The sequence below is a fragment of the Dolomitihabitans soli genome, assembly GCF_022213955.1.
GTDB classification, from domain to species: Bacteria; Actinomycetota; Actinomycetes; order Streptosporangiales; family Streptosporangiaceae; genus Streptosporangium_A; species Streptosporangium_A soli.
In genome coordinates this window covers 66,120-77,469 of record NZ_JAKNTW010000010.1, presented here as the reverse complement: position 1 = coordinate 77,469, position 11,350 = coordinate 66,120, and the positions used below count along the sequence as shown (strand labels likewise).

Annotated in this window: 10 protein-coding genes; 5 read left to right on the top strand and 5 right to left on the bottom strand. The window is 71.4% G+C overall.

Annotated features, from left to right (window positions below; genetic code table 11):
• Window positions 1–36 precede the first annotated feature (36 nt).
• Both MBA17_RS22265 and MBA17_RS22260 read left to right on the top strand, forming a co-directional pair.
• Entirely contained in the window at window positions 37–1,773 is a 1,737-nt protein-coding gene (locus MBA17_RS22265; protein ID WP_238498475.1) for a serine/threonine-protein kinase, read from the top strand.
• Between the two features lie 191 nt (window positions 1,774–1,964).
• Window positions 1,965–2,627 (top strand): DUF998 domain-containing protein, encoded by a 663-nt coding sequence (locus MBA17_RS22260; RefSeq protein WP_238498474.1) that lies wholly within the window; start codon window positions 1,965–1,967, stop codon window positions 2,625–2,627.
• On the opposite strand, the gene MBA17_RS22255 is transcribed toward MBA17_RS22260, so the two are convergent.
• Genes MBA17_RS22255 through MBA17_RS22240 form a run of 4 tightly spaced genes read right to left on the bottom strand, consistent with a single transcriptional unit; the run spans window position 2,628 to window position 6,920 of the window.
• Window positions 2,628–3,776 (bottom strand): ROK family transcriptional regulator, encoded by a 1,149-nt coding sequence (locus MBA17_RS22255; protein ID WP_238498473.1) that lies wholly within the window; start codon window positions 3,774–3,776, stop codon window positions 2,628–2,630. It abuts the gene before it with no gap.
• Window positions 3,773–4,633, bottom strand: a complete 861-nt coding sequence (locus tag MBA17_RS22250; RefSeq protein ID WP_238498472.1) for a carbohydrate ABC transporter permease — start codon at window positions 4,631–4,633, stop codon at window positions 3,773–3,775. Before MBA17_RS22250 ends, MBA17_RS22255 begins: the two co-directional genes overlap by 4 nt.
• Window positions 4,630–5,559 carry a carbohydrate ABC transporter permease gene (locus tag MBA17_RS22245; RefSeq protein ID WP_238498471.1) on the bottom strand — a complete coding sequence of 310 codons (930 nt, stop codon included), beginning with the start codon at window positions 5,557–5,559 and terminating at the stop codon, window positions 4,630–4,632. The genes MBA17_RS22250 and MBA17_RS22245 overlap by 4 nt, the downstream gene beginning before the upstream one ends.
• Window positions 5,556–6,920, bottom strand: coding sequence for an ABC transporter substrate-binding protein (locus MBA17_RS22240; RefSeq protein WP_238498470.1), 1,365 nt, complete (start codon window positions 6,918–6,920; stop codon window positions 5,556–5,558). The genes MBA17_RS22245 and MBA17_RS22240 overlap by 4 nt, the downstream gene beginning before the upstream one ends.
• Before the next feature lie 182 nt (window positions 6,921–7,102).
• Between MBA17_RS22240 and MBA17_RS22235 the strand changes: the two genes are divergently transcribed.
• Genes MBA17_RS22235 through MBA17_RS22225 form a run of 3 tightly spaced genes read left to right on the top strand, consistent with a single transcriptional unit; the run spans window position 7,103 to window position 10,331 of the window.
• Window positions 7,103–8,155, top strand: a complete 1,053-nt coding sequence (locus tag MBA17_RS22235) for a zinc-dependent alcohol dehydrogenase (RefSeq protein WP_238498469.1) — start codon at window positions 7,103–7,105, stop codon at window positions 8,153–8,155.
• Window positions 8,152–8,946, top strand: a complete 795-nt coding sequence (locus MBA17_RS22230; RefSeq protein ID WP_238498468.1) for a sugar phosphate isomerase/epimerase family protein — start codon at window positions 8,152–8,154, stop codon at window positions 8,944–8,946. Before MBA17_RS22235 ends, MBA17_RS22230 begins: the two co-directional genes overlap by 4 nt.
• Window positions 8,943–10,331 (top strand): amylo-alpha-1,6-glucosidase, encoded by a 1,389-nt coding sequence (locus MBA17_RS22225; protein ID WP_238498467.1) that lies wholly within the window; start codon window positions 8,943–8,945, stop codon window positions 10,329–10,331. Before MBA17_RS22230 ends, MBA17_RS22225 begins: the two co-directional genes overlap by 4 nt.
• Here the strand turns inward: MBA17_RS22225 and MBA17_RS22220 are convergent.
• Window positions 10,221–11,312 carry a zinc-dependent alcohol dehydrogenase gene (locus tag MBA17_RS22220; protein WP_238498466.1) on the bottom strand — a complete coding sequence of 364 codons (1,092 nt, stop codon included), beginning with the start codon at window positions 11,310–11,312 and terminating at the stop codon, window positions 10,221–10,223. The genes MBA17_RS22225 and MBA17_RS22220 overlap by 111 nt on opposite strands.
• Window positions 11,313–11,350 lie beyond the last annotated feature (38 nt).

Here is an 11,350-nt window from a genome sequence, read left to right as displayed (position 1 = left end):
CATTTGACGCTTCTGTGTAGTGCGGGGGAGTTCGTCGTGGATGGCCGCCCTGAGATGTGGCAGGTTCCCGGTTATACGGAGATGCGTGAGCTCGGCCACGGCGGTGGCGGCCGGGTGATGCTGGCCCGTCGCGACGCCGACCGTTCGTACGTCGCGATCAAATATCTCTCCGAGAAACTCCGCGACGACGGCGAGTTCGTCGAGCGGTTCCGGATCGAGGCGCGGCTGCTCGCCGTACTCGACGATCCGCACACCGTGAAGCTGCACGACTACGTCGAGAGCGAGCACGGCGCGGCGATCGTGATGGAACTCGTGGACGGCGTGACCCTGCGGCGCCTGATCGCCCGCGAGGGTCCCACCGGCCCGGAGGCCGCGCTCGTGGTGCTCAAGGGATCACTGCTCGGCCTCGCGGCGGCGCACACGGTGGGAGTGGTGCACCGGGACTTCAAGCCGGAGAACGTCATCGTCACGGCAGCGGGCGACAGCAAGCTGGTCGACTTCGGCGTCGCCGTCCACTCCGGCGAGGCCGGCCATCCGGCGGGCACGCCGCCCTACATGGCCCCCGAGCAGTGGGAGGACGCCCCGGCCAGCCCCGCCACCGACGTCTACGCGGCCACGGTGGTGTTCTTCGAGTGCCTGACCGGCAACCGCCCCTTCCAGGCGGAGAACCTCGCCGCGCTCGCCTACCAGCACCGGACCATGCCGCCTCCCGTCGAGAACGTGGACGATCCGTTACGCGGGCTGGTCGAGCACGGGATGGCCAAGAGCCCCGAAGACCGGCCGCGCACCGTCAAGGCGTTCCTCGCCGAGTTGGAGGCGTCGGCCGTCGCCGCCTACGGCGCCGGCTGGGAGGAGCGCGGCAGGCTCGGGCTGGGCGGTCTCACCGCGTCCCACGTGGGCTTCTTCCCGCTCGCCCCGGCGAACGCCCCGGCGACCTCGTCCCTGGCGCACACCGTGCTCACGCCCGTGGCCAAGCTGGCCGTCACCGGCGTCCTCACCGTGGTCACGGCGGCGGCGATCGTCACCACGTTCGCCGTCCTGCGGGACGACGAGCCACCGGAGATCACCGGCGCCCGGCCTCCCGCCTCCACGGCCCCGCCCGCCCGCACCCCGGGCCCCGCCGCACCGGACGAGACCGCGCCGCCCAGCGACGAGACCACCACGGCGCCCACCCGGCGCCCGCCCTCCCAGGTTCCCGAGGCGCGTCCCACCCCGGCGGACCCGAACCCCACCGCCTCGGAGCCGACCGCCCCGACCGCCGAACCCGCCCCGACGGGATCCGCCGACCCCACCGAGGCCGCCCCCGAGCCGCCCGAGCCCTCGGAGCCCGCACCCGAGCCCGAGCCCTCCGATCCGGCCCCTGAACCCCGGCCCTCCGACTTCGACCCGCCCGAGCCCGAGCCGGAACCCGAGCCGGAACCCGAACCCGAACCCGAACCCGAACCCGAACCCGAACCCGAACCCGAGCCCGAGCCGGAACCTGAGCCCGAGCCAAAGCCGGAACCAAAGCCGAAACCTGAGGCCCCTCGCCGCCATCTGCTCAAGGTCGAGCTCTTCGCCGACGTGGACCTCCCGGTCCTCAAGGGCGAGCGTGATCTCCTCGACGCCGATCTCCGCATCGATCTGGACACCCCACTCCTCGACCTGGGAGCCGGAATCCTCGGCGTCGGCTTCGTCCCGGCCTCTCTCTTCTGGGGGCGTACGTGGTCAAAACGCCGCACCGGCTACGCGCTCCCCAAGGTGAAGCGCCGCCGCGATGACAACTCAGGGTGAGATTCTGTGCGCTGAAAGTGATTCTTCCCCGCCTTCCTCCGGGAATGGCGGGGCTTTTTATTGCCCTGAAGCCAACTTCCGGCAAGCGTTCTTGATCTATTCGCTCAATGATCAAGGCGTGGCAGACCCGTACGCCTATATGCGGCCTTTACCCCCTTTGCGGGATCATCCTGGGGGAAGGGAGGAGGCCCGTGCATCGAGCGGCGGTTGTCGGCGTGGTCGCGGTGGGGGTGGCGGTCACGGTGATCGTGGCGCTGGACCTGCGATACGTCGCGGTGGTCAACCCGTTGAGGCGGACCATCAGTGAGCACGGTCTCGGCCCCAGCGGCTGGCTCTTCGGGCTCGCGGTCGGCCTGGTCGGCATCGGCTCGGTGGCGATCGCGGTGTCGCTCGCCCGCAGGCGGCTGGCCCCCGCCCTCTCGCCGGGGATGCTGGCGCTGGCTGCGTGGAGCGTGGGAATGCTGGTGACCGCCGCGTTTCCCAAGCATGACTGGTCCGTGGGCCCGAGCCTGAACGGGAGCATCCACCGGGTGGGCAGCATCGTCGCCTTCCTCAGCCTCCCGATCGCCGCGCTACTGATCAGCAGGCCGTGGCGGCGGCACCTGGCGGCGCGCGTGGTGACCTGGCTGGGGCTGGGCTCGTTGCTGTGGGTGGCCGGGATCACGGCAGCGATCGGCTTCGCCCTCTGGAACGACATGCCGTGGTGGCGGGTCATGCCGCTCGGCGTGGTCGAGCGGGGCCTGGCGATCACCGAGGTCGCGACGTTGTTCGCGCTGGGCGTGTGGGCGGCGGGCCGGACGCCGGAGGTCGGGGCCGCACCCCGCCCGGTTGAACGTGCCCGGCCGGTCTCCTGATCAGGGGAGGAGGCGCGCGTCGACGACGGTGGGGGACAGGACGTGGTCGATCACGGAGACCGCCCCGCCGATCACCCCCGCCCGGTGGCCGAGGCGGCTGGTGGCGATCTCCAGGCCATGGGTGGTGTACGGCAGGGAGCGGCGGTAGACCGTCTCCCGGATGCCGGTCAGATAGTGCTCCTGGGTCTCGGCCATGTCGCCGGCCAGCACGAGCACGCCCGGATTGAGCAGGCTCACGGCGGTGGCCAGCACGATGCCCAGGGTACGGCCGGCCTCCTGGGTGCGGGCGATGGCGGCGGGGTCGCCCATCTGGACCAGGCGGACCACGTCGCGGCTGGTGAGATCGGCGCCCAGGTCGCGGGCGATGGCCTGGCCGCTGGCGAGGGAGGCCACGCAGCCGCGTGAGCCGCAGGAGCAGACCCGGTCGTCCTGCTCGCGGAGGCGGACGTGGCCGATGCTTCCCGCGGCCTCCTGGGCGCCGCGGTAGATGCGGCCGTCGAGCACGATGCCCGCGCCGATCCCGGTCGCGACCTTGACGAGCAGCAGCGAGGGGACGGAACGCCAGGAGGACCACCATTCGCCGACGGCCATGGCGGTGGCGTCGTTCTCGACCAGGATGGGCACGTCGAAGGAGCGGCGCATGACCTCGGCGACGGGATGGTCGTCCCAGCCGGGCATCAGGAACGAGCGGTTGACCCGGCCGGCCGCGTGGTCGACGGAGCCGGGGACGTCGATGCCGATGCCGCACACGTCGGTCAGGGCCCGGCCGGTTTCCGCGAGGAGCCGGTGGAACGCCTCGCACACCCAGGCGAGGACCTCCTCCGGGCCGCGCTCGATGCGCATCTCGGTGAACTCCTCCGCCAGCGGCGTGGCGGTCAGGTCGGTGAGCGCGACCCCGGCGTGACCGGCCCCGAGGTCGGCGACGAGGAGCAGGCGGGAGGACGGGTCCACCTCCAGGACCGTGGGCGGCCGGCCGCCGCTGGAGACGGCCACCCCTGACTCCCGCACGTAGCGGGCCTCCATGAGACGGTCGACCCGGTCGGTGATGGTCGACCGGGACAGGCCGGTGTGCTCGATCAGCTCCTTGCGGGTTCGGCACCTGCCCTCGCGGATGAGCTGGAGGATCTGTCCGGGTGTCAGGGTGGTCACCCCTTCTCTGCGCCCGCGGTCAGTCCCTCGGTGAGAAGTCGCTCACCGGCGAAGAAGATGACCACGATGGGGAGGGTCAGGACCACTGATCCTGCCATGAGTACGGTCGTCGGGATCTCGATGCCGCCCGCGAGCTGGGACAGGCCGAGCGACACGGTCCAGCTCTCGCGGCGTTCCACCAGGAAGAGCAGGGCGAACAGGAACTCGTTCCAGGCGATCATGAAGATGTAGAGGCTGGTCGCCATCAGGGCGGGCTTCGACAGCGGGAGGGTGACCCGCCAGATGGTCTCCATCCGGCCGCACCCGTCGATGGCCGCCGCCTCCTCCACACCGGCCGGCACCGTCTCGAAGTAGTTGCGCAGCATGTAGACGGTGACGGGGACCGTCTGCGAGATGTAGACGAGCACCAGCCCGGCGAGCGACCCGCGCAGCCCGAGCATGGTGAAGAGGACGAACAGCGGGATGGCCAGCACGATCGCCGGGAACAGGTAGACGGCCAGGAAGAGGAAGTGCACCTGGCGTCGGCCGAAGAAGCGCAGCCTGGCCACCGCGTAGGCGCCGGGGACGGCGATGGCCAGGGTGAGCAGCACGGCGGCGACGGCGATGACCGCGCTGTTGCGGATGAAGACCAGGAAGCCCTGCCCGCCGCCGGACTCGGAGGTCAGTACCTCGCGGTAGGTGTCCAGGGTGATCGTCGAGGGCCAGAGCGCGGCCGGGTCGAGGATCAGTTCCTGGATGTCCCTGACCGACAACATGATCATGTAATAGAAGGGGAACGCCGTGGCCACCACGAGCGCCGCGATGACCACCCAGCGCAGCACGCCGAAGACCGCCCGCTCGACCCGGTCGCGGCTCATCGCTCCGCCCCGGCGAAGAACCTGAGATAGACCGTGAGGAAGACCACCAGCACGGCGGCGAGCACCAGCGCCTGGGCCGCCGACGCGCCGATGTCGCCGCGCGCGGTGAGCAGGTTGAACACCCGCACGCTGACCACCTCGGTGCCCGCGCCGCCCCCGGTGAGCAGGTAGACGTCGTCGAACTTGTTGAAGGTGAACACGAAACGCAGCACCGACAGCAGCGCGATGACCCGCCACAACTGCGGCAGCGTCACGTGCCGGAACCGCTGCGACGGCGTGGCCCCGTCGACCAGCGCCGCCTCGTCCAGATACGCGGGCATGGCCTGTAACCGGGCCAGGATGAACAGGAAGGCGAACGGGAAGTATCTCCACACCTCGAAGGCGATCACGGTGAGCAGCGCCACCGGGACCCGGACGCCGAGGAACTCGCCCTGCGCCTGGCTGAGGAAGGCGATCGGATCGTCCCAGCCGAGGAACCGGGTGCCGAGCACGTTCGCGACGCCGTACTGCGGGTTGAGCATGATCTCCCAGACGAACGCGGCGGCGACGACGGGCGCGACGTAGGGCAGCAGGATCGAGGCGCGGACCAGCGTGCGCCCGCGGAACCGGCCGCGCAGCGCCAGCGCCGCCGCCAGCCCCGTGACGATGGACAGGAACGTGCCCGCGACCGTGTAGACGAGGGTGGTGACCAGCGCGCTCCAGAATCCCGGTTCGGCCAGGACGTAGCCGAAGTTCTCCAGGGTGTAGCCGCCGAAGATCCCGGTGTAGCGGATGTTGATCAGCCGGGCGTCCTGGAAGGCGAGCATGACGGCCCAGGCCATCGGCAGCAGCACCACGACGAGGGTGATGACCAGCGTGGGTGAGATGAGGACGAGTCCGGCTCTGGCCTCCTGCTCGCGGAGGGTACGGCCGCGCGTGGCCGTCATTGGCGCAGGCCGCGTTTGATGGCCTCGACGTCGCGTCTGGCCTGGTCGGCGGCTTGGGGCGGGGTGAGCGTACCGTCGACGACGGCGCTCAGCGCCTTGGGCACCGGCAGTTCGCCCATCGCCGCGCCGACCAGTTCGCCCTGGCCCTGAGGGATGCCCCAGCGGGCGAAGGTCTCGGGGCTGGTGCGCAGGGCGTCGAGCACGGGTGCGGGGTAGACGTCGGCGAGTGGCCGCCTGTCGTCCACCCCCGCGGGCAGCTTCTCCCAGATGTCCGCGAAGCCGGTGCGCACCGGGAACTTGCCCTCCGGCGCCATGCCGAGCCACCGCTGGTAGCCGTCGCTCATCATGTAGGAGACGAACGACTGTGCGGCGTCCCTGTTCGCGTCCCGGGTCACGGCCCAGGAGACGATCTCGCCGTACTGCGCGGGAGCCGTGCCGTCCGGGCCCTTCAGCGCGGTGACGACCCCGGTGTTCTCGGCGAGGAACTCGGGGTCGTCGCGGCACTCGGCGCAGCTGGGCGGCGCGTCCTTCCGGAGTCCGGCCAGCTCGTCGAGGATGAACGAGGACCAGATGGTCATCGCCGCCCGGCCGGCGAAGTACGTCGCGCGGGTGCTGTCCACGTCCTGTTCGCCGGGCACGGAGTGGTTCCTGGCCAGGTCGGCGTAGAACTGGAAGGCCCTGACGCACTGCGGGCCGGCCAGCCCGACGCCGCCCCCTCGGTCGATCATCTGGCAGCCGTTGGCGAGCGCGACGTGCTCGAAGCTCTGCGCGGTGAAGGAGTCGCGGGCCGAGACGGCGAGCGTGATCCCGGCGAGGTCGCCGTCGTCGAGCTTCGCCGCGGCCCGCTCCAGCCGCTCGAAGGTGTCGGGCGGTTCCAGGCCCGCCTCGGCGAAGAGGTCCTTGCGGTAGAGGATCAGCTGGGCCCACGCGTCACTGGGTACGGCGAGCAGCCTGCCCTGCGCGGTGTTCAGGTCCAGGGCCCGTCGGGTGAAGCCCTCCCTGCCGAGCGCGTCGACGATCCGGCCGGGCGTCTCGGTGTCCAGCAGGTCGGCGGCCTCCAGTTCGCGCACCCCGGCCAGCGGCAGCGCGCCCACCACGTCGGGCAGCTTCCCGGCGGCCGCGGCGGCGGTCACCACCTGGCTGAACTGGTCTTCCGCGACTCCGACGAGATTGACCTCGATCCCGGTCCGCTGGGTGAAGCCGGCGGCGATGGATTTCTGCACGGCCATCCGGTCGGGGAGGTTCTCCTCGGTCCACACGGTGAGGGCGCCGTCGCCGGACCCTCCGTCGCCGCCGCAGGCCGCCAGGGCTCCGGCCAGGAGCACAGAGCTGAGAGCGGCGGCGATCGCCTTCGCCGGCATGGTCGCTCCTCACGTCGGTGGGTCCCCGAACTGAGATGGTGCGTCCTCTACCCGTGGTCCGACGTGTCATCCCACGATTCTTCGGCGTCCTCGCGTAGACTTATGCATTCTTCAAGAGGAGGTATGGTGTTAGTAGCAATTGAAACTCCTCCACTTTTGATTGATCAGAAGGCATAAGTTAGTTGAACACCGTCGTCGCCATCCAGGGGCCCGGCAGTGTCGAGGTTCTCGGAGAGCAGCCAGGGGAACTGGCGCCCGGCTGCGTGCGGGTCCGCACCGTCTATTCGGGGATCTCCGCCGGCACCGAGCTCACCGCTTACCGAGGCACCAACCCCTATCTCACCCGTCGCTGGGACACGGACAGCAGGCTGTTCGTCGACGGCCACACCCACGACTACCCCCTCGTGGGCTGGGGCTACCAAGAGGTCGGCGAGGTGGTGGAGGTGGCGTCCGACGTCATCGACCCGCCTCTCGGCTCCATCGTCTGGGGCATCTGGGGCCACCGCGCCGAGGCCGTCGTGCCCGCCGTCAAGCTGGCCGGACACGTCCTGCCACCCGGAGCCGACCCGCTGACCGGCGTCTTCGCCAGGGTCGGCGCGATCGCCCTGAACGCCGTCCACACGGCCGACATCCACCTCGGCGACGCGCTCGCCGTCTTCGGGCAGGGCGTCATCGGCCTGCTCGCGACCCGCCTGGCCGTGCTCAACGGCGCGCGCGTGCTGGCCGCCGACGCGATCCCCGCCCGGCTCGCCCTCGCCAAGACGTACGGCGCGGCCGACACCTACGACGTGAGCGACGGATCGTGCGCGGAGTTCGTCCGGAAACTCACCGGGGGCGTCGGCGCGGACACCGCGATCGAGCTCAGCGGCAACCACGCGGGCCTGCACGAGGCGATCAGGGCCGTGCGCCGGGGCGGCCGGGTCGTGGCCGCGGGCTTCTACCAGGGCGGCGGGCTCGACCTGCGCCTCGGTGAGGAGTTCCACCACAACCAGGTGCAACTGGTGGCCTCCCAGATCTCCGGCGTGGCCTCCTGGCTCGCCCACCGCTGGGACGTGGAGCGGCTCCAGCGCACCTTCATGGACCTGGCCATCAGCGGTCAGGTCGACACCGGCGAGCTGGTCAGCCATGTCGTCGACGTGGCGGACGCGGCCGACGCCTACGACCTGATCGACCGGAGCCCGCACGAGGTGCTCCAGGTCGTCTTCAAGTTCGCATCGGAGAATGCCCCGTCATGAGAGTTTCCTGCCAGGAACAGCTTCTGCCCGGCCGTACGCTGCAGGAGAAGTTCGCGTTCGCCGTCGACGCGGGCTTCGACGCGATCGAGCTGCGGGGGAAGGGCGAGCGGCACTTCGAGTCGCGCCTGCCCGAGCTGGAGCGCGCCAGGGCCGACGGAGTGGTGATGCCGACGGTCTGCGTGGACATGGCCCACTTCATCGGCGACTTCGACGCCGGTCGCCGGCGTGACGCGATCGACAACCTGGCCTCGCAGCTCTCGGTCATCGCCCAGCTGGGCGGGACCGGGGTGATGACGCCCGCCTCCTGGGGGCAGTTCTCCCGCCGCCTGCCGCCGTTCGAGCCGCCCCGCACCCCGGAGGACGACCGGAAGGTGCTGCTCGAAGCCCTCACCGAGCTGGGCGAGCACGCCGCGGGGCTGGGGGTGCTGATCATGATCGAGCCGCTCAACCGGTACGAGAACCACATGGTCAACTCGCTCGCCCAGGCCGTCGAGCTGTGCGAGGCCACCGGGCTGGCCTCCGTACGGGTCGCCGGTGACACGTACCACATGAACATCGAGGAGGACGATCCCTGCGCCTCCCTGGCGGCCGCCGCACCGTGGCTCGCGCACATGCAGGTGAGCGAGTCCAACCGGAACCAGCCCGGCACCGGCCACCTCGACTGGCCCGCCCATCTCGCCACCCTCGACGCGATCGGCTACCAGGGCGACCTGGCCCTGGAGTGCAGGCTGCGCGGCGAGCCCGAGCTGGCGCTGCCGCAGACCGCCGCTTTCCTGCGGAAGTTCCTGTGACACGTCCGATCGCCGCGCCGGAGGCCGTGCCAGGGGCCGGGGAGCTGCGCCGCGCCGCCGTACGGGTCCTGGTCGCCAACTGGGAGGGCACCTACACCGTGCCCTCCCGCACCCTCTACCCGCACCAGTGGAGCTGGGACTCCGCCTTCGTCGCGATCGGTAACGCCTGCTGGTCGCCCCGCCGGGCCCGTACCGAGCTGCTGACCCTCTTCGGCGCCCAGTGGCGTGACGGCCGGGTGCCGCACATCGTCTTCAACCCGGCGGTGCCGGAGGGCGCGTACTTCCCCGGCCGGGACTTCTGGGCGGCGCACGCTCCCTCCGGCGTCGCGACCTCCGGGATCGTCCAGCCCCCCGTGCACGCCCTCGCCGCCTGGCGGGTCCACCTCGCCGAGCCCGACCGGGCCTTCCTGCGCCGGATCTACCCCCGCCTCGCCGCCCAGCACCGCTACCTGCGCGCCGCGCGGCGGTCGTCGGCCGACGAGCTGGTGACGATCGTCCATCCGTGGGAGTCGGGGATGGACAACAGCCCCGCCTGGGACGGGCCGCTCGCCGCCGTGCCCGCCGCGCCGATGACCGAACGCCGCCGCGACCTCGCCCACGTGGCCGCGGACGAGCGCCCGACCGACCGCGACTACCGCCGCTACACCGCGCTGGCCGCCGCGTACCGCGACACCGGCTACCACGAGGCCACCGGCTTCCTCATCGAGGACCCGCTGTTCAACGCGTTGTACGGCGCGGCGGAGGTCGCCCTCGCCAAGATCGCGGCCGTCTGCGGCGTCGATCCCACGCCCCATCTCCGGCAGGCTGAGGAGATCACCCGCTCGCTGCTGGAACGCCTCTGGGACGAGGAGCGCGGCATCTTCACCGCCCGCGACGTGCGGACCGGCGAGCGGCCGGCGGCCGACAGCGTCGCCGGGCTGGTCCCGCTGATCCTGCCGGGGCTGCCGATGGACGTCGCCGACCGTCTCATCGGGACCGCCGTCGAGCGGTTCGGCCTGGAGCGCGGCCTGCTGCCGAGCTACCCGCCGGAGGCCGCCGGGTTCGAGCCGTCGCGTTACTGGCGCGGGCCGAGCTGGATGAACACGAGCTGGCTGGTGCTCGAAGGGCTCAGGGACCGCGACGCCGATCTCGCCCGGACCCTCGCCGCCGGCATGGTGCGTGCCGCCGCGGGCGCCGGGTTCCGCGAGTACTTCCACCCGTTCACCGGCGACGGCCACGGCTGCCACGACTTCAGCTGGTCCGCCGCCCTCATCCTCGACGTGCTCGGCGAGCCGCTATGGGCAGAGCACGGCCTGGACGCAGTGCCGCCGGCGTTCGGCGAGTTCGAGAAGCAGCCCGGGGGCCTCCTCGAACGGCAGGACGTCGGTGACGAGGTGCTCGCGTAGCGTCGCCCCGCGCGAGCGGATCAGCCGGATGGTCTCCTGCGACAGGCGTTCCCTGTCCCACAGGTGCGTCAGGCCCCTCGGCACGCGCCCGATCTGGGCGCAGCGGATGCCGAGCCCGTTGTGGTGGAACTCCTCGCCGAGCCTGACCGGATCGGCCCCGCCGGTGTAGAAGGCGAGGTCGATGACGGTTCCCTGGGGGCGCAGCAGGCGTAGCGCCAGGGCCAGCGTCGCCGCCTGCCCCCGGCACTGGAACACCACGTCCGCGCCCCGGTCACCGGGCCCGTGCCGCCAGCGCTGTTTCACCGCCGCGGCCGGATCGGTGCTGTCCGGGTCGAGCGCCCGAGCGCCGAGCGCCTCGGCGATCGACAGCCTGGCCGGCGTCCGGTCGACGACGATCACCTCCGCCGCGCCGTACTCGACCGCGAACGCGGTGACCAGCAGGCCGACGACGCCGGCGCCGGTGACCACCACGCGCCGTCCGCGGACCCCGTCTCCCAGGTCCCGCACGTCGGGGCCACACAGGTCGTGGGCGGCGTGCAGCAGGCCGTTCGCGCAGATCGGGCCCATGTGCGCGACGTAGACGCCGAGCAGCGGGTCCAGGTCGCCGGGCAGCTCCACGAACCGCTCCGCCAGCGGGTCGGCCACATGAACCGTCCGGTGCCCGTACGCCATGGCGACCAGTGCGCCCTCCGCGACCGCCGGGGTACGGCTGACGGTCACCCGTCCCACCTGCATGTATCCGGTGTTCCGCACCGGGTAGGCGGTCGACGGCTCACCGGGGGCGAACAGGCCGAGCGCGGTGTCCCAGGTGGCGTGGAGGTAGGGGTTGGTGCCCTTGACGAAGGTCAGCTCGGTGCCGGACGAGATCCCGCTGTAGATCGTCTCGACCCGGAACCGGTCCTCGCCCACGTCGGGAACCGCCTCGCTGACGACCGCCACCCTGCCCGGCCCCTCGATGCTCAGCACTCGCGCCTCACCCATCGCGCCCTCCTCATCGGCCGCGTCCCGTCCACCGCCTC